We start from the raw sequence: 23,889 nt of genomic DNA, 5'->3' as shown, positions 1-23,889 counted from the left end.
TCCATTCTGTTTCTTACCCTTATTGCTGTAATATTGCTCGTGAATGATTTCACTAGAATCAGGTTTCAGAACCAGACTAAGGCCCTCTGGTATGTATCTTTTATCCTAAGCAATATATGGGCTGGCTTTTTATTGTTTAAGGTTTACTGCATAGGGACACAAATCTACATTATTATTTTGCTTGTTGAAATCATTGTGAGCACACACAAAATTCCTGTATATATATTGTGCTTGCATTTTTCTATTTTTACAGCTTCCCTGATAGCAGATCATACTACCCTCAAGGATATTTTGTCTTCCTATTTAGTTATCATCTCCATTGTCTACCTGTTCCGAAATGTTCTGATTGAAAAAGCAAGAACCCAAGAGCTAAATCAGGAACTGCAAGTTGCCAACTCTACACTGCAGGAGTACTCGAACAAGATACAAGAGCTGACCATCTCCCAGGAAAGAACGAGGATTGCCCAAGAGCTTCATGATTCACTGGGGCACTATCTGATAGCCTTAAATATGAATCTTGAATATGCCGGTACAATCATGGATGTGGAGACAGATAAGGCCAAACTGGCGATTCACAAGTCGCAGCAGCTTTCCAAGGAGTGCATCGTCAACCTCCGGCAAACGGTGGTGCTCCTGGGTGAAGAGAGAGCTTCTAAAGAGCTCTTGCAGTCCCTTCACGAGATCTTCGACAACTTTCTGGAAACGAATACGATTCAATTTGAACTGGATATGGATCAGGATATTGAATATGTGGATTCTGATATCAAACATTGTATTTACAAAACCGTACAGGAGTCTATCACCAATGGCATTAAGCATGGGAAGGCCACACACTTTTCTATTGAAATTCATAAATATCCTGATCAGATCTCCTTATTCATTCATAATAATGGAGCAGATTGCAAAGAGATCATTAAATCGAAGGGGATTCTTGGGATAGAGAAGAGGATTGTCGCCCTGGGCGGAAAAGTTGTTTTTTACTCGGGTGAATCTTCAGGATTTAGTGTTGAGGCCAGTATTCCCAAAATTGCTGTTAATTTCGAGGGTAACCAGGAGGCACATTCATGGTGAATATTATTATCGTGGACGATCAGGAGATTGTCCGGGAAGGCTTGAAGATGATTCTTAGCCTGCACGAGGAAATCAATGTTATCGGTGAAGCCTCTAACGGAGAAGAAGCATTGGAGCTTCTCACCTACACTTCCCCTGAAGTTATTCTAATGGATATTAAAATGCCGGTAATGAACGGAATTGAAGCTACAAAATGGGTGAAAGCTAAATACCCCGACATCAAAGTGATCATTCTTACCACGTTTAATGATAGTGAGTATATTTTTACAGGTCTTAAAAATGGGGCGGACGGGTATATTCTAAAAGATTCGGGTTCTCAGGAAATCATGTATGCTATTAAGACTGCTTGTGAGGGGAATATCCTGTTAAATCCCAAGATTACACGGGAAGTAGTAAATGCGCTGAATTCTGTAAAAAATACAGGAATAGAGAACCTGCGGAATGAGCATATTCTGCAGCTGCTTACGCCGCGTGAGCTTGAAGTTGCCAAAGGCATTATGGAAGGCAAGAGCAATAAAGAGATCAGCAGTGACTTATTTATTACTGAAGGTACTGTCAAAAATTATGTCTCACGAATGCTGGAGAAACTTGAACTGAGGAATAGAACGGAGTTAACTCTATGCCTGCAAAAATCGCTGTAACTCTGGTGCTTGGCTAGTCCGCATCGAACTGCTGCCAGTTTGTTTCCGGTAGGCCGTTTTTACCGTAATCTGTCTGATCTACAGACGGACTAGGGTAAGAACGGCCTTTTTTGTCGTGTCTTCTTCCCCATATGACTAAAGGAATAACCTAACTGGTAACTAAAGTAATACTCAGATTGAGTACTATAGTAAATATTTTGCAATTGAAGGGAGAGGTAGAATAATAACAGAACAAGAACTGAACGCGGGGTGTATTACAGATGCTTCAACTAACAAATTTGACCAAAAAATACAATGATATCACTGTAGTTAACAATATTACGCTAAATGTGAAACGCGGTGAGATTTTTGGTTTGTTAGGTCCTAACGGAGCCGGAAAGTCGACGACCGTATCCATGATAAGTACAGTGCTTACGCCAACCAGCGGAAGTATAACCATCGATAACAAGTCCCTTAGGGAAAAGCCTATAGAGATCAAAAAAATTATGGGCATTGTGCCGCAGGATTTAGCGCTGTACCAAGCCTTAAGCGCCAAGGAGAACCTGGAGTTTTTCGGCAGCTTGTATGGACTTTCCGGGAAAAAGCTGAAGAACAGAACCAACGAAGTATTGGAGATCATCGAATTACAGGATAAGAAAAACCAGGATGTGGCTGAGTTGTCCGGAGGGATGAAACGCCGGGTCAATATAGGGGTTGCGCTTATGAATGATCCCAAGCTGTTGATCCTGGATGAACCCACAGTAGGCATTGATCCTCAATCCCGGAATCATATCCTGGAGACTGTGAAAAAACTCAATCAAGACAGAGGAATGACGGTGATTTATACAAGTCACTACATGGAGGAAGTGGAGTACTTATGCAAGAACGTTGCCATCATTGACCACGGTTCCTTAATCGCGCTGGGAACAAAAGAAGAATTAAAGCAAAGCCTGGCGGCGTGTGACACGTTGACAGTGAATTTTAGCGAGGCGAGTGAAGGCGCACTTAAACAGTTAAACCGGATTCCCGGTATATCCAAGGTTAATATAGAGGGCAATCAAATCAGCATGCTGGTTTCCACGAATGACAAGAATGTGATTGAGATTGTGGATGAGATCAAAAAATTAGGAATTAAACTTACCAGTTTTAAATATGAGGAAGTTAACCTGGAAAGTATTTTCCTGCAGATAACAGGTAAGGCCTTAAGGGGGTAGTGAGGGGGTGGTATTGTGAAAAAGCTATTACGTTTATTTCTATTGGATCTGCGGCTGCTGACTAAAAATAAAACATTTTATTTGAAGCTGATTCTGTTTCCATCCATTCTAATACTCATTTTAGGTACGGTATTTAGTGATTCTAGTTCCCAAATCAAAAGCTTTAATGTAGCTTTTTATAATGCTGATAAGGGCTCTTCGGAGGGAGCACATTTCGTATCCTTGGGAAACGTCTTAAGGGATAACGTATTCAAGCAAGAGGACCTGAAAAAGATCATAAATTTGAAAGAAACCACCAGCTATAAGCAAGGCAAGCAATTACTCCAAGACGGTAAGGCTGCAGTATTTGTATACGTACCGGAAACCTTCACCAAGACCGCCATGAATAATGAAAAAACGGATATCGTCCTGATGGGCGACAACGATAAGCCTTTGGATAAAGACGTAGTTGCGACTATTCTGGACCGGTTCAATGCAAGCGTCAAGACAATGAATGTTGAACAAAGGACCATTCTCCAGACCATAAGCAGTAAAGACAGTGTGCCTAAAGACAAAATAGAAAAGGTTATGAGCCTAATTTCAGGAAATAAGCAGCTCAGTCTTAAAATACCGGAGGTGCCAACCAATAAAGCAGCCGTGCCCATAGATGCTATGCAGTATTATTCGATCGCAATGGTAGTTATGTTCTCCATAATGACGGCATTTGTGCTGGTTCACAGCATAGTGGACGAGAAGCAGAACCACACCCTGTTTCGAATCAAATCCACACCTACCTTGAATATACAGTATGTGCTTGGCAAACTGTTCGGGATTATTTTATCTGTTGTTATCCAAATGACCGTTGTGATCATTATTAGCCGGGTTGTATTTCAGATGAAATGGGGAAACCCTTTAGAGCTTCTTGTGATTACCATTGTTTATGCTTTTGCCATCGGCAGCATTATTCTGCTATGGGGATTTATCGCGAAAGATCATGTGACTGTTTCCAGCTTAGCTTCTCCTGTGCTGTACATTTTCAGCTTTTTGGGCGGGAGCTTTATCACTAAAAGCGGATTGCCGGATAGCCTGCGCGTCATTCAGGAGATTATCCCTAATGGTAAAGCAATAAATTCATATTTAAAGGTATGCCAAGGGGTAGGTCTCGGCGGCATGTATATTGATTTGTTGGAGCTTATAGGTATAGGACTGATATTTATTATCTTTAACATTATGGTATACAGCGGAAAAAGGTGGAATAAAAGTGCAATTTATAGTCATGGTAAAAAACCAGCTGAAGCTGATGTTTCGAAATAGGACTGCGGTATTTGCAACAATTGCAGTTCCCTTAATCCTGACCTTCTTGTTTTCCTTTTCCCAGGGGAGCAGTCAGGAAAGCTTATATGTAGCTGATGCCGACCATAGTGTGTATTCGAATCAACTTATGGATATGATCCAGGGACATAAGCAGGTAAAGATTGTCCATTCCGATGAAGCTACGATCAAAAAAAAGGTTGATGACCAGGATATTCCCTTTGGTTTAGTAGTGAAGCAGGGGTTTGGCAGCCAACTGTCATCCGGTGAAGATTTATCTATTTATTTTGTGCAAAATTATGAAAACGGCGATGGGACAATTCTGGAAGAGATTATTACCAGTGAAGTAAGCACACTCCAAAAAGTTATTCATGACTCACAAGTGATCTCTACGGAACTGAATGCAGATGGCTCAGGCATTGCAGCCAGCGTATTTAAGGGCATCCATGAGGCCTCGAATCTAACGATAGATGATCAGACTTTAAGTAATGGAGAGAAGACCCATGACAATGCCACAGCGAGGTTAATCGGTTTTCTGGTCATGTTCATTTGGTTCGTCGTCATTCAGGGTTTACGGACCTTAATTGATGAAAGAGAAAACAATACCTTAAGCAGGTTGTTAAGCACGCCTGTTGATTACAAGAAATATCTGCTTGCAAAGATGACGGCGACCTATCTGTTTGGAACTGTTCATGTCCTAGTCATTTTGGTAGCCGGTAAGTACTTGCTTAAGATTAGTATCGCAGACCATGCGCTTGCGGTCGGCATTCTATTCGCTGCTTATTTATTTGCCCTAACCAGCATTACTATGATGGTTATACCATTTATGCGGAATCAGAAGCAGTTCACGTCTTCTGCTTCAATAATCATAGCGGTAACCGGAATGCTTGGCGGTTCCTTTTTCTCCATGGAAATGGCTCCAAGGTTCATGCGGATCATATCCAAGTTCACGCCAGAATCGTGGGCAATCCAATCGTTATCGGCCGTTATTTTTGACCATCAGCCCATGACTTCAGAATGGGTTCCGCTGGTTATATTCGCAGGGGTTGGGGTTGCAGGCTTCGCAGCCGGCCTCTTATTTATGAACAGAGAACTTAAGGCATTGAGAGGCTAAAGGGTGCTCAAAATATGAATCGGGAAGTGGTTAAGTTGGCTATAATGGAATTAATCGGGATCGTAGAACTCATTGCGGGGATTCTCATTAATATATTTATTGGCACCCTTGGTCAGGCCATTTTCAGAAAAGATGATAGAACCTCCAGAGTCATATTGAGAGTCATTGGGGTCTTCCTTATTATTAATGGGATTTCAAGAGCTTTTCATGTCTGATAAAAGGCAACAATAGTCACACCCTATCCAGCAGACAGATGAAAGAAGCTAAGCAGCCCGCATGTGCCGATAGCCGATTGGCGCGAGCGGGTTGAGTTTTGTCTGAAGATTTGATGCATGCGCTTTCATGAACGTTCAAATTATCATTGACCAGGAAAAATCTGGGGATTATAATCAGAAAAGGAAAAATTCATTGTATGCGGAGTTTGCATTTCTTCTTGGCTTATTTCTCAATAGTATTTGTAAGCGCGTACATGAGTGCTTTTCTATGTGTCTAACAGGGGGCGGTTGATGAAAAATTGTAGCGCGTATTTTTTTTCACTTTAATGCAAACGTTTGCGCATCGATTAAATTTATTAGGAGGTTTGTCCGTGTTGAGAAAAAAAACCAGGTCTTATGTTTCATGGTTAGTCATTTTTGCACTTTGTTTTAGCTTGTTCGGGTTATCCGGCGGGGCTTCTGCAAGCAATACCGATTATACAGTAACCTATACGAATTCTACGGCAACTGCTGTGACATTGCGTTGGACGGTAAATAACTGGACAAATTCTACGGACACGGTTATGTCCAAAAGCGGGACTACATTTACTGCAAACATTGGTGTGCCGGAAGGTGCTACACTAATTTATTGCTATCACATTACGGCGCCTACGGATTATTGGGATAGTAACGGGGGGAAGAACTGGACGGTAGTTATACCCGATGAGGGGAAGCATGAAGCCGAAAGCGCAGATTTGTCTGGAGGGGCAAAGGTAAATACCGATCACACTGGATATTCCGGGACCGGGTTTGTGGATGGGTACAACGTTCCCGGAGCAGCTGCAACTTTTACCGTTCAGGCTTCAGCAGCAGGCACTTATAATGCCGCTCTCCACTACGCTAATGCAAGCGGAAGTACAAAGACAGTTTCCATATACGTCAACGGAAGCAAAGTTAAACAGACAACCTTGGCAAGTCTGGCAAACTGGAACACCTGGGGGGATCAAACCGAAACACTCTCCTTACTGGCAGGGAATAATACGATTGCATACAAATATGATTCTACTGACAGCGGAAATATTAATATAGACTATGTGACTATCTCGCCTGGAGCTACTCCATCGCCTACCGCAACTGCAACGGCAACGCCTACAGCAACGGCGACGCCTACAGCAACGGCGACGCCTACAGCTACTGCAACACCGACACCCACTGTAACACCTACAGCAACACCTACAGCAACATCTACAGTAACACCTACAGCAACCGTAACACCGGCACCCACAGCAACCGCAGCCGGATTAACCGTTCACGTGAAGAAACCTTCAAGCTGGAATTCAATGCGGATCCATTATTGGAATCTGAGCCCTGCAACTGTTCCGACAAGCGGAGCATGGCCGGGAATTCTGATGAATTCTGATGGAAATGACTGGTACAGTTATACGATTGCCGGAACCACTAGTGCCAGTCTTATTTTTAATGACGGCAGCGGTAAACAGTCGGGCGATTTGTCCCGCAGTGTGAAGGAGTCCTGGTTTTACACGGATAACATGTGGTATGAAGTCAACCCGGAACTCCCTAAAATTCCTGTAATTTCAGTCTCGCCTGCACCCAAAACATACGATTCTGCCCAGACGGTGAAGCTTTCCAGCACCAATAGCGGGGATAAAATTTACTATACAACCAACGGTTCAACACCTACGACGGCATCGGCCTTGTATACATCGCCCATTCAGGTGGCTTCCTCTATGACCATCAAGGCTTTTGGTGTGAACTCAACCGGTCAGACAGGAAATGTGGCTTCTTTCGCTTATGTCATTGACTTAAATGCCGATTTACAGGCTCCAGCCATCACTGCGAATTTGCCTGTGGGGCATTCTGATTCCGCGGTTACCGTTTCCTTTAACATCAAAGATAACAAGGCAGCAACCACAAGGGCATATTATACCGATGATGGTACGGAACCAACTGCAGGTTCTAAAGCCTATATTTCTGGCAATGCAATGGCCGGTTTGACGGGACCATCCATTCTTATCTCCAAAACCACTACTTTGAAGTTTCTTGTAATAGACGGCGCCGGAAATCAAACCACACAAAGCTTTGTCTACAACATTGGAAAGTCGGGAGATTTCCGCGAAGACAGTATTTATTTCGTTATCACTTCGCGGTTCTATGATGGCGATCCGGGCAACAACGAGCACGCATGGGAAGATGCCAAGGCGAATAATCCGGACTCCGACCCGGCTTGGAGAGGGGATTTCAAGGGACTGATTCAAAAGCTGGATTACATCAAAGCCCTCGGATTCAGTGCCATCTGGATTACACCTGTTGTGCAGAATGCGAGCGGTTATGATTATCATGGATACCACGCGCTCAATTTTGCCAAAGTGGACCCAAGGTATGAATCTGCAGGGGCTTCCTATCAAGATTTGATCAATGCAGCGCATGCAAAAGGGCTGAAAATTATTCAGGATGTCGTTGTCAACCATACCGGTAACTTCGGTGAAGAGAATTTGTTCCCCATGTTCAAGAAAGATGAGACCAAGCCGGATACGGTCAGCAACATGCTCAAAATAACGGATAAGCTGCCGTCCAACTATGACTCCATGACACCCGATCAGCAATATCAGGCAAGAATCGCCTTAATGAAGACAGCGGAGGCGAACAATAACATCTACCATACGGAGAAAAGCCTTTCCTGGGAATCTTACACCGTTCAGACAGGACAGATTGCCGGAGACTGCGTTGACCTCAACACAGAAAATCCTGCCGTCGACCAATATCTGATAGACTCCTATAACCAATATATTGATATGGGTGTTGATGCTTTCCGGCTCGATACAGTGAAGCATGTAAGCCGGTATATTTTCAATAAATACTTTATTCCTGCCTGGAAGGCAAGAGGAGGCTCGGACTTCTTTATGTTTGGTGAAGTGGCCACCCGTTACAGAGATGTATGGAACAGCGGGATTCCGGCAATTTCGACGCCATTTTATACCTGGAAATCTTCGAAATCGTATCCGGGCGATACCACAAATGATTACGCTTCCAATAAAGCTTCGGTTGAACAGGAGTGGGCAGACAACTCTACAACAGCAGGACAGCCTACCTCGAACAATGCTTTCCTAAACGGCAATACCTATCATGCGCCTGACTATTCGATGAAATCAGGTATGGATGTGATTGATTTTCCGATGCATTGGGCCTTCAAGACAGCACAGGAAGCATTCAGTATGAGGAGCGGCGACCAATTCTATAATGATGCAACCTGGAATGTTACTTATATCGACTCTCATGACTATGCACCAGACCAGGCTCCGGAAAATCAGCGATTTGCGGGTACGCAGGACACTTGGGCTGAAAATCTCGCGCTGATGTTCACCTTCCGGGGAATTCCCGCCATCTTCTATGGCTCGGAAATCGAATTCAAGAAGGGGGCAGCCCTCGATGTAGGTCCAAACGCACCGCTCAGCACAACCGGCCGTGCTTACTATGGCGATCACATAGAAGGCAGTGTTACGGCCCAGGATTTCGGCAGATATACGAATGCAACCGGCACACTTGCCGAATCGCTGAATTATCCGTTGGCGAAGCATATCAGACAGCTGAATTTAATCAGAAGAGCGGTTCCCGCCCTGCAAAAAGGGCAGTATTCCACAGAGAATGTATCAGGGAACCTGGCATTTAAGAGAAGATACACCGACAGCGCCAAAGGCATTGACAGCTTTGCCTTGGTTACGATTTCGGGAAATGCTACCTTTACCGGCATTCCGAACGGAACCTATGTGGATGCGGTGACTGGCGATGCCAAAACCGTTACCAACGGTACGATTACCCTGACATGCTCCGGCAAAGGAAATGCAAGGGTCTATGTCCTGAACGGCAAAGGCGGAATTGGAGAGACTGGACCTTATCTGAAGTAAAACAAACGTACAGGATATAGGGAAATGAAATCCGTAAAACCTTGATTTAACTGGGCTGCGATAGGAATGTTTTTAAGATATGGGGTGGCGGGATAGCATTTACAAAATGCTATCCCGCCTGAATCATTCGATCTGTTAAAATTTTGCTATCTGTGCCGGATCGTTGCCCTTTGGCCTAAAAATTAAAAACTTCTGCCCAATTAAAGGAGCCGGATTCTTCGGTGCTTTTTGGCCAACTGCTGCACCATGCCGGGACACCGGGGGTTTCAACCCTGTCCAGGCTGGGCGTGTAGGGCTTGATGTCAAGAACGGGAGTATTGTCGTACGCATCCATAAATGACACTTGAATTATACCTTTTTCAAAGTCGGTTTGAATAATTTCCACTGCGGTCAACGCTATCGGATTAGGACGCATAGGTGACCTTGTAGCAAAAATCCCCATGACTTCGGGAGAGCCTTTGTAGGGTGACTCGGTTTGCAGTACGGAGCGTGAATGCTCGTCGTCATAATCGCTGAACCACCAAAGTACATTGATATGGCTAAAACCCTCTAATGCTTGTAAAGCTGGAATGAAGTTTTTTTCCAACGTAATGTATGTACCGCTCTGGTTGTTGCGAACCGTACCAATGGAATGCACTTCTAAATTACTCATATCCTATCCTCCTCAATTCGATGTAGGTACAGCGTAAGCCCTCACATCATGTGAGAGTCAAGAGGATAAGAAAAACGTCCTGCAAAATGCAAGACGTTCTTATATAATCTCCAACGGTATTTGAAGTTCTATTAAGTATTGTTCTGGATTATTCTCATTCCACGGGCCACGGTGTACGATTTGCCGCGTTTGCCCGGACATCTTATATTGGCTATTCTTTTGCAGCCATTCGGCAAAAGCTATATATGCTCCTGCTATATTAGAAAAATCGCCATATACCATTGTGCAAGCCATCGTCGGTATAGGCTTGGTATTTCGATAGGTAAAACCATTTGCACTTTTCCCCTGCTTTTTTACTGGAAGGCATAGCTCAACATCAACATGAGTTTCTTTGTATTCGATATCATGATAAATAGAAAAAGTATTGCTGGATATATGTATCTGATTTTCTGCGGCAAACGTAGATAACTCTTGCCATAGTTCGCCCTCGGCGTAATAGTCCCGAATGATTCTGCGCAGGGATAGGACTTGATAACCCGGAATGGATTTAATGGAGATGTTATAGTGAATTTCATTTTTTTGCCCCAAAAGTTCCTGTTTAGCGAATTCAATTTTCCTTAATTTCTCTATGTTATTTTGAATGGTCATTTCTATTTCCGCATATTTGGAGTCAAGCTGTTCTATAAGCGATATGTCATCCATTTTGTCAAGGGCTGCCGCAATTTCCGAAACATTAAATCCACTATCCCGAAGATAAATAATTTTATTAAGAATAGGTATTTGCTCGACCGAATACATACGGTATCCTGTCCAATTGTCGATTTCTGCTGGCTTCAAAAGTCCTGCTTCATCATAGTATCGGAGCATTCGAATTGAAATTTGTGTCAATTTTGAAAATTCTCCTATTTTGAACATCTTATCACCAACTATCATCTATAATCGCATTGTTGAAGGCAGCAGGCTTATCAAAACATGCCTTTCCCAAGAGGAAAAGGCAGTTTGTGATAAACATCTGACCGTTATCAGTATGTGTAAGCCGGTTAAGGAAGCTTGTTGCCCGCCGCCCGGTAGATCTCATACCACTCTTCCCGGGAGAGCGTGATATCCGAAGCTTTGGCAATGTCGAGCAGGCGCTTGGTGTTGGTAGTGCCTACAATCGGCTGCATCTTGGCCGGGTGTCTTAGAAGCCAGGCGATAGCGATAGCCGTGTCGGCAACCCCTTTTTCGTCTGCCAAACGTTTAATGACCTGATTCACTTCGGGGAACTTGTCATTGCCCAGGAATACGCCTTCAAAAAAGCCGTATTGGAACGGGGACCAAGGCTGAATAGTCATATCATGCAGACGGCTGTACTCCAGAATGCCGCCGTCATGCACAACGGAAGCGGAGTTCGTCATATTCACATTGAAGCCGGAGTCAATCATGCCGGAAACCATAATGCTCAGCTGCAGCTGATTGAAGAGCAGCTTTTGTTTGACATTTTTTTTGAGCAGCTCAATTTGCAGCGGGTTCAGGTTGCTGACACCGAAGTGCTTGACCATGCCTTTCTGTTCCAGGTAATCGAAGGCTTCAGCGACTTCCTCCGGCTCCATTAAGGTGTCAGGACGGTGCAGCAGAAGCACATCCACATAGTCGGTCTTCAGGCGTTTGAGGCTGTTCTCTACGGAGGACACAATATGCTCCTTGGAGAAGTCAAAAAAGCCTTGGCGGATACCGCATTTCGTCTGAATCATCATCTGCTCGCGCATCCCTGGGCTGCTGGCAACAACGTCGCCAAAGACTTCTTCGGCCTTGCCGGCGGCATAGATGTCTGCATGGTCAAAAAAATCAATGCCTGCTTCCAGAGCACTGTGAATATGAACGTCAGCTTCTTTGGCCGACAAATCGGCAATTCGCATACAGCCTAATGAAATCTCGGCAACCTTTAACGTACCGTTACCCACGTTAATTGTTTTTACCATTAATTATTCACTCCTTAAATGTAAGGTACGCTGTAAATTTTAGACCTTAGAGTTAGGTGTAAGTCAATAGATTTCCTGGCGGACTTTTCATAGAATCGTATTAGTGTTAATTTAAAGGTAATTCAACTTGCCGGGGCTTACGCGGCGGAATGGGGCTGACATATGGGTTACAGCATCAAAACCATAGCACAAAAGAGCGGACTTAGCCAATATACACTGCGTTATTATGAAAGGGAGGGAGTTCTGCCGGTTGTAGCACGGGATGAACATGGCAACCGTTGTTTTCATGATGAGGATTTGGAGCTGATCTCACTGATCTGCTGCCTGAAGGATACGGGAATGCCGATTGCTGAGATCAAGCAGTTCATCGCGTTATCCCGTGAAGGGGTGGAAGCGCTGCCGGACCAGCGGAAGCTCCTTCAGGCACATAAGCTGCAAATTGATGAGAAGATTAAGTTTTTTCAGAGCTTTGCGCAGAAGATAGAGCATAAGATTGCCTATTTTGCATCGTTGGAGAGAGAGGCCCAAGAGCAGGCTGCAAAGAAGTGATGGTTTAAATATGTGGGAAAAGGCCCCGGAGCTATCCTGAAACAGGAGCGCTTGCGGGGCTTTTTGCGGTACATTCTTTATTTTCTCCACAAAAGTCAGAAAAGTGCACCAGCCGATACTCCACATAATACAGGAATACCCTCAAGCTACACTGTTCACCCTGCAGAGGTGTCTTCTATACTCAGAACATACATTGGACGGAGCTGCCGGGTACAGCTTCAGGCGTCCAAGCGATGGCGGGAAGGCGTATGCCGCCGCAATGAATGATAAAGAAGTAACAGGAGGGTGAAGGCTTTGAGACACCGTAAACGCAAGACCGGAACAGCGCTCGCCATAGAGCTTCCTATTAAGGGGGCGGGGCAGCTGCCGTCAGAGACGGGGGTAAGGACAGGGAAGAAGAGGAAAAAAGGGTTTCTGCATGAGCTGGTCCATAACCGGGTTCTTTTTCTGATGCTGCTGCCTACATTGCTGTTTTTTCTGGTCAATTCGTATTTCCCGATGGTTGGCGTGTATTACGCATTTACCCAATTTGATTTCAATTCCGGATTGCTCGATGCTCCTTTTGTGGGGCTCAAGAACTTCGAATTTCTCTGGAAGTCCGGCACACTGGTGAAGCTTACGCTCAATACCATCGGCTACAACCTGGCGTTTATTCTGCTGGGGAATGTGCTGGCCATCGTCTGTGCGATTCTGCTCAGTGAGCTTCGTGTCAAATGGTTCAAAAAGCTGACCCAATCGATCATGTTCCTGCCGTATTTCGTCTCCTTCGTGATTCTGAGTGTTATCGTATACAATGTGTTCAATTATGATAACGGTTTCCTGAATACGCTGCTGGCCCGGTTCGGAGCCGGTCCTGTGGATGTCTACAACAAACCGGTAGTCTGGATCTTCCTGATTATCGTATTCTATCTCTGGAAAAATCTCGGCTACAGCATGGTCATTTACCTGGCCTCTATTACGGGAATCAGCGACGAATATTATGAAGCGGCCAAAATCGACGGTGCGCATATCTTCCAGCGGATCTGGTATATCACGGTGCCGATGCTGAAATCAACCTTTATTGTGCTGCTGCTCTTCTCGCTGGGAAGCATCATGAAGGGGCAGTTTGACCTCTTTTACCAGCTGATCGGCAACAACGGGGTGCTCTATAATACTACGGATATTCTGGATACGTATGTGTTCCGCTCGCTCAAGGTTACTTTTGACATTGGAATGGCTACGGCAGCCGGGGTGTATCAATCGCTGTTCGGCTTCATTCTGATCATGACGGTCAACTACATTATCCGCAAAATAAATGATGATTACGCTTTGTTCTAGGTGATGCCGGACACGATACGGAAGGAGAAAAAGAGCATGCATATCAAAGACGATCATTATACAAGGCTGCTGCAGGGGCTTGCTTACACAGTTATCATTCTCGGCTCGCTGGCCTGTCTGGTTCCGTTCCTGCTGATTATTTCGGCCTCCCTGACGGCCAATGACTCGATCATTAAAGACGGGTATCATCTGATACCGGCTCAATTCTCGCTGGAGGGGTACAAAACGGTGTTCACCTTCCCGGACGAGGTGCTGCGGGCCTATGGCGTTACGCTGTTCACAACGGTGACGGGCACGACACTGGGGCTGTTTTTTATGACGATGGCCGGTTATGTGCTGGCCCGCAAGGATTTCAAATACCGCAATACCTTCTCGTTCTATATTTACTTCACCACCCTGTTCGGGGGGGGACTGGTGCCCTGGTACATTATGATGACCAAATATCTGCATCTCACCGATTCGTATGGGGCGCTGATCTTTCCGGGGCTGATGACGCCGTTCCTGATTATTCTGATGAAGAACTTCATCCGATCCGCTGTTCCTGAGGAGCTGTTCGAATCCGCTAAGATCGACGGGGCCGGTGATTTCAAAATCTATTGGAGGATTGTGCTCCAGCTGTCGATGCCCGGCATCGCCACGGTTGGCCTCTTCCTCGCTCTGGCCTACTGGAACGACTGGTTCTCATCTTCACTGTTCATCAATGACCCGCACAAGTACCAGCTGCAGTTCCATCTGTACAATGTCATCAATTCGGCGGCTTTCATTGCCAATATGGGTGCAGGTACCGGTGTCAGCCTGGGCAGCGATTTGCCCACTGAATCGACCAAGATGGCGATGGCTATCGTTGTTACCGGACCCATTCTGTTTTTATACCCGTTCATCCAGCGCTATTTTGTGAAGGGCCTGACAATCGGGGCTGTAAAAGGTTAGAACCGAATGGCAGAAAGTACCATTACCGCGCTTCTGTTATTCGGCTAACATAGAGTTACTAGATGGGGTAGTCGTATTAATCAAAGGGAGTATGCTGCAAAATTTAGCGTAAGCTTCCGAGGTCAATCTTGTACGAATGAACTCTGGGAGCTATACTCACAAAACTTTTAGGAGGGTTCATATGAAAAAGACAACAGGCAGAAAAACTCTGGTAACGCTTACAACGACTGCGCTGGCCTTTTCGCTTCTTGCGGGATGCGGCGGCAACAACAGTAACAGCAACGGGAACAAAGACAGCGCGGGGACAGAGGGCCAGAGCAAGACTGCCGTGAAAACAGAGGGCAACGCCGCAACGGCAGCTGAACCTGGAATCGACACCTCTAAGAAGGTCGAGCTGCAGTTCTACATGCTTGGCGACGCTCCGAAGGATCTGCCTGCCATTCAGGACGAGATCAATAAAATGGCTCAGGAAGATTTGAATGCTACCGTGAAGTTCAACTATACGAGCTGGACGGATTGGGATCAGAAATACAAGCTGCTGCTGTCTTCGGGCCAGGCGATTGATCTGATTTTTACAGCGGACTGGACCCAATATCAATCCTATGCCAAACGCGGCGCGTTCCTGGCTATCGATGATCTGCTGCCAAAAGCCGCACCCGAGCTGCAGAAATTTGTTCCTGAAACCATGTGGGAAGACGTGAAGGTGGACGGCAAAATCTACACGGTTCCGGCAACCTATAAAGAATACGTGACCAACGGTTTTGTATACCGTGAGGATCTGCGCAAGAAATATAATCTTCCAGCCCCAACGGATCTGGCCAGCTATGAGGCCTATATGGACGGCATTGCCAAGAATGAGCCGGATTTGATGCCTATGTCCCTAAACAGTGATGTCGGAAACAATCTTCATTACATTTATACCGAGCTGAATAAAATGGTCGGCGCTCTGCCGTATGGTATGGGCGTGAAGTATGAATCACCAACTACAGTGTACTCCTACTGGGGCTCCGATGAGCAAAAAGAAGAGCTGAAAACCATGAAGCGCTGGGCAGACAAAGGGTTCATTCCCAAGAACGTGCTGAATATTAAGGATACGATGCAGGATCCGATTACTTCCGGCAAAGCGGCCAGCATGTTCGGGGATAATCCGACGCGCTATAATGACATGAAGATGAAGATCAGCACCACACATCCCGATTGGGAGCTGGCCTATTATCCATTCGGCAAAACCACAGGTTATGCTACACCAGTACATCCTATACACAATGGTTTTGCGATTCCGAAAAGCAGCAAAAATCCGGAACGGGCACTCGCATTCTATCAGAAGCTGGTCCTGGACAAACGGTACAACCAGTTGACGCAATACGGAATTGAAGGCAAGAACTACACGGTGGAGGACGGCTATTACAAACTGGTCGGCACGAGCACCTCCAATGGCTTCACCCGCGAGGGCATGAATGGCTGGGCGTGGAGAAATCCGGAGTTCATGCTGTTCGACAAGGGATTTGACGGGGTAAAGGCGATTTTCGATGAGCTGGACAAGATTCAGAAGCCGGATCTGTTCCTGGGCTTTGCGGAGGATTACAGTTCGTACCAGGCAGAGAAAGCCGCCCTGGAGCAGGTAGAGAAGCAGTACCTGTTCCCGCTGGAAGCAGGACTGGTAGCGGATGTGGACAAGGGCCTGGAAACGTTCATGCAGAAAGCCAAGCAGGCGGGCCTGGACAAGATTCAGGCCGAATGGACGAAGCAGTGGAACGCTTATACTGCTGAAAAAGGAATTAAGTAAGAGAGTTGCCCCGCAAGCTGTTGGCTGGCGGGGCTTCTTGTTGTTGGCTGAAGTCCTGATGAACATAGGAGCTGTCATAATTGGTGCTAGCCGTAACTCCAGGGAATGTTTGGACTTCCGGCCGCTGTTATGTTTGGATTTCCTCATTCATACCGCGATTGCGGTAGAAATCCAAACATAAAGGCGGACGCGTTCGCTCCTACAGTTCCAAACTTCCCCTCCGTTACTATACACCTTTATGGTAATTCCTAAGTTCATCAGGACAAGGCAAAGAGCCCCTTTGTCATCTTTCGGGACAAAGGGGGAGGTAAGGGAAGAGTGTGTCTCCGAGTCCGAGTATCCCGAGATACGCCTATCTGTTCCAAGGGATACACGCTTTTGCGATATCTGGCTAAGCTTCTATTTCTTTGAGAACAGCTCGATACTTTGCGTCTCCAAAATTGGATTCCAAATGCGTTCAACCGATTGGGTAAGCGGCTGCGGGTAATCTGCAGCCTGACTGCCAAAAAATAAACTCATCTCATCTATTCCCGTACCATCACTAGAGATCGTGGTGCCGCTGAAATTGTGTAGTGCAGTTTCTCGATTCGTTCTTTCATGCACCTGGCCGTTCGCATCGGTAAATTTGTCGGCCAGTCCTGCGCCGATGTCCTCCGCCTGCACCGCCCCTTGCGAATCGGTATAATAAAACAGGTTGGTCACCTTGCGCCGCAGCAGAATCTCTGCCTCTGTTGCATTATATTCTTGCTTAGATGTGACAATTTCAAAATCCTTTGTCGGAGCTTCAATAACTTGCTGCTTGTTCAGATCGACCACAAATTTCATGCGGTCTGGCTCCAGAGCTGAGATACCGGAAATCTTCAGCGTGGAGGAGTCCGGCTGGTTAAGCTTGGTATACCTGAACACCAGCGTTACCTGCGAGTGGTCTTTGTATACCTCGGAATTATCGGCTGTGATTCTGCCCGGATAAACCAATTTATCGGTCTGACTCCCTGTTGTTGCGATCAGAACGGGGTTAAGCAGGCTGAAAATCCGTTTGGTGTTCGCCTTGTCATACTCCAGATCGACATAGGTACTGAGCGGAGTATATTGTACTTGGCGCACTTTGATCTTTTGACCGTCCACCGTAAACGTGCGATCCACAGGCAGCGTATGCTCCTCCTGGTCTTTGAATCTGTCCGGATCAAGCTCGAACGATACCTCCAGGCCGGTCCGATACTTGTTGCTGCTGGAAGCGAGCGCCTGGCCGGACGTTCCGGTGAGAATCAGAGTGAACTTCACATCCTTGGAATAGGTGATGGAAGTCGGATAGTTGGTGGAATAAATAAAATCCTTGCTTTGGCCGGGCTGAATCCGGGAGTTACTATCGTACGCCATTTCCAGGGCTGCGCCCCGATGCGGATATGGAACCTCGAAATCCCCGAATTGAATTTTCGTATCCGCAGGAACAACTTCTTTATCCGTATCGTTTTGCACGCTGAACAGGATATACACTTTACGGCCATCCGTGACGGCGCCATCCACATCCATGCGGTATCCTTTGTTTGTTGCGCTTTGACGGACCGGTATGACCAGATTTCGTTCCAGTATGTCGGCAACCAGTCGATTCTTTAATGGCTGTTTGCGATAGGCCGCAAAATCATTCCAGCTTTTGGTGCTGGCCGCCTGCACGGAACCGCCGGGGTCAGAATCGTCTGTACCTCCGGCTGGCAGGCCGATGGAGAAGAAAATCAGAACAATGGCTGCGGCCGTGGCTAATACGGCCCCCGCCCCATAGGAATAGAAACGCCGTTTGCTGCGTTTTTTTCCTTGTGCCATTCCGCTGCGCATTGCATTATAAATTTTCATTTCCCGAATCGTCTCCGCATTTAGATTGACCTCCTGGGCATCCTGTTTCAGGATACGTTCTTCTTTTTCCAACATCTCAGCCACCTCCCACATGCTCACAAATAGTTCCGCAACTGCTTGAGTCCTTCACGCAGCCAGGTTTTGATCGTGCCTTCGGGCTTATTCAGTACCTTGGCAATTTCGGCGGCCGTCATATCCTGGTAATACTTGAGCATCACGGCATGCCGGTATTTCGGCTTCATCCGGTTCATCGCCCGCTCCAGATCGAGACGATCGCTGCACCTCATCTCCTGGGCTTCCTTCTCCTTCAGCTTCTCCGCCGGAATGACGCGTTTTTTGCGCCGCAGCTCATCCATGCAGCAGTTGATGGTAATCCGGATTAGCCACGGTGTGAAGGCCTGCTCGTTTTTGAGCTTTTTGTGCTTCATCCAGGCCCGGCACGAGGCTTCCTGCACCGCTTCCAGGGCATCCGCTTCGGAACGCAGATAGCTGTACGCGATCGCATACAGTTTACGGTGCTCGCCCGCAAGCCGTTGAAAAAATACCTCTTCATCCATCAGCGTAATATCCGCTGTATTGGCCTTGTTCATTGTCTTCTCCACCATTCACCATCCCCTCTTCCTTGTTTGTGTCGGTCTATGGAAGAAGTCGCCTCGAAATATGTTTTCACAAGTAAGACGGAGCTGACCGGAAAAACGATTGATTTTTACTAACTATGCCTGCCTGGAACGCCGGTAGTCGGTAGGGGTGGTGCCGAAGCTGCGCTTGAACATCCGGTGCAGATAGGAACTGCTGGTGAAGCCGCAGCGTTCAGCGATGGTGGTCACAGGCAGGTCGGTATTCTCCAGCAGGCTGCAGACCTCGCGCATTCGTACCTCCAGAATGACATCCACGATACTGGTCAGCGTCTGCTGCTTATAGAGGCGGCTGATGTAGATTGGAGACATATCCAGTTCATCAGCAATCTGGTTCAGGCTTAGACTGGGCTCCATATAAGCATCGTTGATCTTTTGATTAATTTGGCGGACCATATCATGCTGTTTGGAGTTTTTTTTCTCGGCCAGCTGTTCGTGCATTTCACTAAAGAGTGCAAAAAAGGCTTGCTCCAGCGCATCAACGGTTTCTACCGAATCCAAAGTGGGCAGTTCAGCCGTCCCTTCACTTTGTAAACGGTTACGTTTTTGGATATTGATGATGATCTCTTTGATCGTCACACTTAGTCTGGATACAGCCAGCTGCACCGATGGAAACGGGTAGTCTGCCGTCTCCCGGATAATGCTGCTGAACTGCTCCCGGGCCTCGTCTATTTTGCCGCTCATCAGCGCGTCGGTGAGCTTTTTCTCTTTTTCGGTAGGATAGTGATAGAGGTTAGCTTGAAGGGCACAGATGGACTGGGCGCTGATAATGCAGCCATGGCCGTAGAACAGCCTGTGGTCCGATGCTTCTCTAACCTGCTTGTAGAGCTGGCGCAGCTGTACCGGATTGCGGTCAATATGGCTGTAGGCAAGCGTAAGGCTGACCTTCAAATAATCAGAGCAGGCCTGCTGAATCTGGCGGAGCAGCGTCTCAATCAGTTCTGTGTCCGTGTATTCCTTGGGATCGACAATATTCAGAAGCACCAGGATGCCGTCATCATTCATATCTACGGTTTCTACACGGTAGGTCTGGCCGCAAATCTCTGAAGCGATGTTCATAATGGCGAACTTATAGGCAAGCAGATACGAGGAGCGGGACTCTCTGAACTCCTGGTAATTGTCAATCCGCAGCAGAATCAGGCGGTAATCATCGTTAAAGGTAAAATGAATGCCGAGCTGCCGCAGCTTCTCGACCTGCTGGATAGACTGCAGCGGCTTGAGGCCGAGGATCAGATCGCGCAGCGTATTTTGCCGGATGGTGAACATGCTGTCGCGTTTTTCGCCTTCAAGAATATTCATCTCCCGGACAATCCGGTCAATCGGCAGATACACTCTGCGCGACATGAGCCAGGAAAAGGCAAGGCCCCCTACGAAAATCAGCGCAGCAATCAGCAGGGTGGCGTTGCGGATGCTGTTGGTCTGTTTGGTGATGATGTCATAGGGTGTGATGCGCACATACTGCCAGCTTAGATCATCCGGTGCCGTATAAGAGATCAGCGAGTTGACCCCGCCGAATTGGCCGATAAAATAACCGGCCTCCCTCCCTTGGATCCGCTGCTCAACCCAGGCTGCTTCCAGCGGAGACAAGCCGTGTGGTTCCAGACTGCCGACGGACAGCAGCTTGCCCTGATCCGCAAGAATAAAAGTGTCGCTCTTGGAGTCCACAGGACTGGTGATTTCTTTGTTAATCCAGGGAGCGGAAATGTTGACAATTACGGCTGAATTAATGGCTCTATCCCAGCCAATCGCATCATAGCACAGGAAGGTATAAGCCCGGACCTGACCGTTCTCCGCGGCACCATTGGAATACACGCGTGGAATGGGCGTGAACGGCTTGTATTCCTGGTAGTGGTTCAGAATATCCAGAATATTTCTGTCCACCAGCTCCTGCTCGGTAAAGACACCGTTCTGGCCGTGGGAGGAGGCGATGTACAGCTTGGCGCTTTTGGGATTGTAGACATAGATGGATTCAATATAAGGCATGGAGCTGAGGTAATTCCCCAGTTCGGACATGGCGGCCGTGACATCATAGATATCCGGCTTGTCGTAGAACACAATTTTGGAAACGGTGCTGTTGCGGTAGATCTGGAATGAAAGCGATTGCGCTGCATCGGTCATGTTGACCACTTCTTTGCTTGTTTGCGTAAGATTGCCGAGGTCGGAGCGGAATGCCTGCGTTTTTTCTACGCCAATATAATAGTTGTAATAAATGATGGTGGAGGCAAGGAAGGTTAAGGACACACATAACGTCATACTGACCAATATTCTGCTGTACAGCGCTCTTTTGTTGCCAATCTTGTTCAGTCTCATAAGCATCCCCCTAATTCACTGTGTACGCGGATGTACGAACACAGCTTTTTTCTATTGTTCACAGTATCAGTATAAGCTTCACACCGTGAACAGAACAGTGGAGCAAAATGAGAATAGTGCACAGGACGGAGTTCAAGGGAGTGAACAAATCCAATATTTCTGTACAAAAGCTACTAATTGACCTTGCTCCGGATGCGGAAAGTGCGCGGGGAGAGGCCGATCTCTCTTTTGAACATATTGCAGAATTGGGCATCGTTCACGAACCCGGCAGCCGCAGATACCCCGGAGATGTGCATTTGGGTGTGCAGCAGCAGGGACTTGGCATAATCCAGACGCTTCAGTAAAAGATAACGGTGCGGGGAATGGCCAAATCTTTCCTTGAATAGATGCCGGAACCGGTCATAGCTGTAGCCGGACATTTCAGCCAGTGAAGTGATGGAAAGCTTGTGGCGGTAATGCTCGTTCATATAATTCAGCACATACTGCATTTGATCTTCTGCCGGAGAATGAAAATCCGACGCGGCAAGCAGCCGCTGGAGATACACTGTGATTTCGCTCATCTGCAGATTCAGCAGCTCGGCGAACCCGTCGCGCTTACGCTTGAATTCCTCGTTCATCCGCAGCAGTGTCTGCAGTACGGTATGTTCTTTGTCGTCATCGTAGACACCGGACAGTGTGTTGATAATCGGATTTCCGCAGTGGAAGCCAACGAAAAGGACTTCCGGGCTGGGCTGATGATTTTCGTCATGCTTGAAATTGGGCGGGATCAGGGCAAAGGTGAAGGGGCGGAAGTGAAAGCTGCGCGGTCCAATACTCGTAGTCCCATGACCGTGAATATAATAGACCAGTTCAAAACATTCATGCTGATGCGGCGGAATATAAGTGTTCGCTTCATGCTCTGCATTTACAATATATAGGACCCGATCCATGATGAACCTCCGTTTATAGCCTTTTAGCCGAATCGTACAAAAAGTTGACCGAAAATATATAAATATTTATGCTTTCATTTGTTATGATCTTATCAATTAAACCGAAGATTCACAACTGGACTGGCCATCTTGTTCGGAATTTACCCGGTTTAGCGTCGAAATGTAACATGGATTGTTTGTTTTTCATAGTAATTTGCTTATTTTCAGAATTCCAACCGTATTTCATGAAAACTGCTCCTTACTGCCCGGTTAACAAAACGTGCAATTGGGACATTATGCTATTTGTTCAGCGTTAATCCATTACAAACAGGGGTGTGAACTTAGACAATGAAAAAGAATGTGCTCGCTTTATTGTTTCTGGCGGTAATGGTACTGGTTACAGCATGCGGAAACAATTCGTCCGGCAATGGAAATGCTGCCAATCCGGGAACGAATGCGGAGGGCGGAGAAGCTGCCGCAGGGGACAAGCTGAAGGTTGTGCTGCTGATTCCGGGGACGCTGGGGGATAAGTCGTTTTTTGATGCCGCCAACAGCGGCCTGCAAAAGGTAAAGGACGAGCTTGGCGCAGAGACGAAAGTCGTGGAAATGGGCGCAGACAAGACCAAATGGGAGCCGACTTTTAACGATATTGCTGCTGAAGACTGGGATGTTGTGATCTCGGGCGGATCGGAAATTACCGAAATGTTCAATGCGGCAGCGGAAGCAAACCCGGACAAAAAATTCATCAACTACGATACCGACATCGAGGAAGCACCGGAGAATATGTATAACATGTCCTACTCGACCAATGAGGTTTCTTTTCTGGCAGGTGCGGTAGCGGCGCTTGCTACACAGTCCAATATGCCAAACGCCAACAAGGAGAACGTGATCGGATTCGTAGGCGGAATGGATATTCCCGGTATCAACGCATTTCTCGTCGGCTACATTCAGGGAGCGCAGTATGTTGATCCCGAAGTGAAGGTGGCAGTATCGTATGCGGGCGACTTTGTGAACCCGGCGAAGGGCAAGGAATTGTCGCTGATCCAGTACAACTCGGGCGTGGATGTGATCTTCAACGTCGCGGGCGGTACGGGGCTTGGGATTTTTGATGCAGCGAAAGAGAAGACCAAATATGCGATCGGCGTTGATTCCGACCAGGCGATGCTGCTCAAGGACACGGATAGTGAAAAAGCCAATCTGATTGTCACCTCTGCGATTAAAAAGATCGACATGGCCATTCTCGGCGCAGTGAAAAAACTGCAGGACGGCACGCTGGAGATGGGCAAACGCGATGTGCTGGGCTTTGTGGAAGATGGCGTAGGCATCGCTGAAAACGACATTTACAAGAATGTATTTCCGGCAGACCTTCAGGCCAAAGTGGAAGAAGTGAAGCAGAAGCTGATCAGCAAGGAAATTAAGGTCGACAACGCGATGGGCATGGAAACCTCAGAAGTTGAAGCCATCCGTAATGCCGTTAAACCTTAAGCCACACCGGTAAGCCGCTCCCGCAGTTGGAATCTCTTCCTTACGAAGAGTTCCAGCTGCCTATTTTTTGCAGACTACCCAA

The 23,889-nt window shown here is 46.9% G+C and carries 18 protein-coding genes; 11 read left to right on the top strand and 7 right to left on the bottom strand.

Going from position 1 to position 23,889, the window contains the following annotated elements; all coding sequences use genetic code 11:
- The first annotated feature begins 291 nt into the window (after nucleotides 1-291).
- From PGRAT_RS26640 to PGRAT_RS26610, 6 genes are all read left to right on the top strand, one after another.
- The gene (locus PGRAT_RS26640; RefSeq protein WP_238326730.1) at nucleotides 292-1,071 is read left to right on the top strand and encodes a sensor histidine kinase; all 780 of its coding nucleotides are present in this window, start codon (nucleotides 292-294) and stop codon (nucleotides 1,069-1,071) included.
- A complete protein-coding gene (locus PGRAT_RS26635; RefSeq protein WP_025703445.1) occupies nucleotides 1,068-1,712 on the top strand; it encodes a response regulator in 645 nt (214 codons plus the stop codon). The genes PGRAT_RS26640 and PGRAT_RS26635 overlap by 4 nt, the downstream gene beginning before the upstream one ends.
- 260 nt (nucleotides 1,713-1,972) lie before the next feature.
- The gene (locus PGRAT_RS26630; RefSeq protein WP_025703444.1) at nucleotides 1,973-2,905 is read left to right on the top strand and encodes an ABC transporter ATP-binding protein; all 933 of its coding nucleotides are present in this window, start codon (nucleotides 1,973-1,975) and stop codon (nucleotides 2,903-2,905) included.
- Between the two features lie 15 nt (nucleotides 2,906-2,920).
- The gene (locus tag PGRAT_RS26625; protein ID WP_025703443.1) at nucleotides 2,921-4,198 is read left to right on the top strand and encodes an ABC transporter permease; all 1,278 of its coding nucleotides are present in this window, start codon (nucleotides 2,921-2,923) and stop codon (nucleotides 4,196-4,198) included.
- Nucleotides 4,146-5,309 (top strand): ABC transporter permease, encoded by a 1,164-nt coding sequence (locus PGRAT_RS26620; protein ID WP_025703442.1) that lies wholly within the window; start codon nucleotides 4,146-4,148, stop codon nucleotides 5,307-5,309. Before PGRAT_RS26625 ends, PGRAT_RS26620 begins: the two co-directional genes overlap by 53 nt.
- Nucleotides 5,310-5,895: 586 nt before the next feature.
- Nucleotides 5,896-9,426, top strand: coding sequence for an alpha-amylase family glycosyl hydrolase (locus PGRAT_RS26610; RefSeq protein ID WP_036702954.1), 3,531 nt, complete (start codon nucleotides 5,896-5,898; stop codon nucleotides 9,424-9,426).
- 175 nt (nucleotides 9,427-9,601) lie between these two features.
- Here the strand turns inward: PGRAT_RS26610 and tsaA are convergent, their stop codons facing one another.
- From tsaA to PGRAT_RS26595, 3 genes are all read right to left on the bottom strand, one after another.
- Nucleotides 9,602-10,078, bottom strand: coding sequence for a tRNA (N6-threonylcarbamoyladenosine(37)-N6)-methyltransferase TrmO (gene tsaA, locus PGRAT_RS26605; protein ID WP_025703439.1), 477 nt, complete (start codon nucleotides 10,076-10,078; stop codon nucleotides 9,602-9,604).
- 99 nt (nucleotides 10,079-10,177) lie between these two features.
- Nucleotides 10,178-10,993 (bottom strand): MerR family transcriptional regulator, encoded by an 816-nt coding sequence (locus tag PGRAT_RS26600; protein WP_025703438.1) that lies wholly within the window; start codon nucleotides 10,991-10,993, stop codon nucleotides 10,178-10,180.
- Nucleotides 10,994-11,118: 125 nt separating this feature from the next.
- Entirely contained in the window at nucleotides 11,119-12,039 is a 921-nt protein-coding gene (locus PGRAT_RS26595) for an aldo/keto reductase (RefSeq protein ID WP_025703437.1), read from the bottom strand.
- Between the two features lie 162 nt (nucleotides 12,040-12,201).
- Between PGRAT_RS26595 and PGRAT_RS26590 the strand changes: the two genes are divergently transcribed.
- The 4 genes from PGRAT_RS26590 to PGRAT_RS26575 all read left to right on the top strand — a co-directional run bounded on the left by PGRAT_RS26590 (nucleotide 12,202) and on the right by PGRAT_RS26575 (nucleotide 16,621).
- Complete coding sequence (locus PGRAT_RS26590; protein WP_025703436.1) at nucleotides 12,202-12,588, top strand: MerR family transcriptional regulator; 387 nt, start codon at nucleotides 12,202-12,204, stop codon at nucleotides 12,586-12,588.
- A 450-nt stretch (nucleotides 12,589-13,038) separates the two neighbouring features.
- A complete protein-coding gene (locus tag PGRAT_RS26585) occupies nucleotides 13,039-13,905 on the top strand; it encodes an ABC transporter permease (RefSeq protein ID WP_420329481.1) in 867 nt (288 codons plus the stop codon).
- A gap of 36 nt (nucleotides 13,906-13,941) precedes the next feature.
- Nucleotides 13,942-14,835 (top strand): carbohydrate ABC transporter permease, encoded by an 894-nt coding sequence (locus PGRAT_RS26580; RefSeq protein WP_025703434.1) that lies wholly within the window; start codon nucleotides 13,942-13,944, stop codon nucleotides 14,833-14,835.
- A 181-nt stretch (nucleotides 14,836-15,016) separates the two neighbouring features.
- Nucleotides 15,017-16,621: an extracellular solute-binding protein gene (locus PGRAT_RS26575; RefSeq protein ID WP_025703433.1), complete on the top strand. Its 1,605-nt coding sequence runs from the start codon at nucleotides 15,017-15,019 to the stop codon at nucleotides 16,619-16,621.
- Between the two features lie 399 nt (nucleotides 16,622-17,020).
- On the opposite strand, the gene PGRAT_RS26570 is transcribed toward PGRAT_RS26575, so the two are convergent.
- The 4 genes from PGRAT_RS26570 to PGRAT_RS26555 all read right to left on the bottom strand — a co-directional run bounded on the left by PGRAT_RS26570 (nucleotide 17,021) and on the right by PGRAT_RS26555 (nucleotide 22,343).
- A complete protein-coding gene (locus PGRAT_RS26570) occupies nucleotides 17,021-18,544 on the bottom strand; it encodes a DUF4179 domain-containing protein (RefSeq protein WP_025708527.1) in 1,524 nt (507 codons plus the stop codon).
- A 20-nt stretch (nucleotides 18,545-18,564) separates the two neighbouring features.
- Nucleotides 18,565-19,074, bottom strand: coding sequence for a sigma-70 family RNA polymerase sigma factor (locus PGRAT_RS26565; protein WP_081758997.1), 510 nt, complete (start codon nucleotides 19,072-19,074; stop codon nucleotides 18,565-18,567).
- 108 nt (nucleotides 19,075-19,182) lie between these two features.
- Nucleotides 19,183-21,414, bottom strand: a complete 2,232-nt coding sequence (locus PGRAT_RS26560) for a helix-turn-helix transcriptional regulator (RefSeq protein ID WP_025708525.1) — start codon at nucleotides 21,412-21,414, stop codon at nucleotides 19,183-19,185.
- 173 nt (nucleotides 21,415-21,587) lie between these two features.
- The gene (locus PGRAT_RS26555; RefSeq protein ID WP_025708524.1) at nucleotides 21,588-22,343 is read right to left on the bottom strand and encodes an AraC family transcriptional regulator; all 756 of its coding nucleotides are present in this window, start codon (nucleotides 22,341-22,343) and stop codon (nucleotides 21,588-21,590) included.
- Nucleotides 22,344-22,670: 327 nt separating this feature from the next.
- On the opposite strand from PGRAT_RS26555, the gene PGRAT_RS26550 reads away from it, so the two are divergent.
- The gene (locus PGRAT_RS26550) at nucleotides 22,671-23,807 is read left to right on the top strand and encodes a BMP family ABC transporter substrate-binding protein (protein ID WP_025708523.1); all 1,137 of its coding nucleotides are present in this window, start codon (nucleotides 22,671-22,673) and stop codon (nucleotides 23,805-23,807) included.
- Nucleotides 23,808-23,889 lie beyond the last annotated feature (82 nt).

The sequence above is a fragment of the Paenibacillus graminis genome, assembly GCF_000758705.1.
In the GTDB taxonomy this organism is placed as follows: domain Bacteria; phylum Bacillota; class Bacilli; order Paenibacillales; family Paenibacillaceae; genus Paenibacillus_AQ; species Paenibacillus_AQ graminis.
Note: the sequence above shows the minus strand (reverse complement) of the source record. Positions and strands in the feature narration are given on the sequence as shown.

What these genes read in the sequence shown, in the direction of transcription:
- PGRAT_RS26630 (WP_025703444.1), top strand. Translation starts at nt 1,973, where the DNA reads ATGCTTCAACTAACAAATTTGACCAAAAAATACAATGATATCACTGTA.
- tsaA (WP_025703439.1), bottom strand. Translation starts at nt 10,078, where the DNA reads ATGAGTAATTTAGAAGTGCATTCCATTGGTACGGTTCGCAACAACCAG.
- PGRAT_RS26600 (WP_025703438.1), bottom strand. Translation starts at nt 10,993, where the DNA reads ATGTTCAAAATAGGAGAATTTTCAAAATTGACACAAATTTCAATTCGA.
- PGRAT_RS26595 (WP_025703437.1), bottom strand. Translation starts at nt 12,039, where the DNA reads ATGGTAAAAACAATTAACGTGGGTAACGGTACGTTAAAGGTTGCCGAG.
- PGRAT_RS26590 (WP_025703436.1), top strand. Translation starts at nt 12,202, where the DNA reads ATGGGTTACAGCATCAAAACCATAGCACAAAAGAGCGGACTTAGCCAA.
- PGRAT_RS26585 (WP_420329481.1), top strand. Translation starts at nt 13,039, where the DNA reads ATGCTGCTGCCTACATTGCTGTTTTTTCTGGTCAATTCGTATTTCCCG.
- PGRAT_RS26580 (WP_025703434.1), top strand. Translation starts at nt 13,942, where the DNA reads ATGCATATCAAAGACGATCATTATACAAGGCTGCTGCAGGGGCTTGCT.
- PGRAT_RS26575 (WP_025703433.1), top strand. Translation starts at nt 15,017, where the DNA reads ATGAAAAAGACAACAGGCAGAAAAACTCTGGTAACGCTTACAACGACT.
- PGRAT_RS26570 (WP_025708527.1), bottom strand. Translation starts at nt 18,544, where the DNA reads ATGTTGGAAAAAGAAGAACGTATCCTGAAACAGGATGCCCAGGAGGTC.
- PGRAT_RS26565 (WP_081758997.1), bottom strand. Translation starts at nt 19,074, where the DNA reads ATGGTGGAGAAGACAATGAACAAGGCCAATACAGCGGATATTACGCTG.
- PGRAT_RS26560 (WP_025708525.1), bottom strand. Translation starts at nt 21,414, where the DNA reads ATGAGACTGAACAAGATTGGCAACAAAAGAGCGCTGTACAGCAGAATA.
- PGRAT_RS26555 (WP_025708524.1), bottom strand. Translation starts at nt 22,343, where the DNA reads ATGGATCGGGTCCTATATATTGTAAATGCAGAGCATGAAGCGAACACT.
- PGRAT_RS26550 (WP_025708523.1), top strand. Translation starts at nt 22,671, where the DNA reads ATGAAAAAGAATGTGCTCGCTTTATTGTTTCTGGCGGTAATGGTACTG.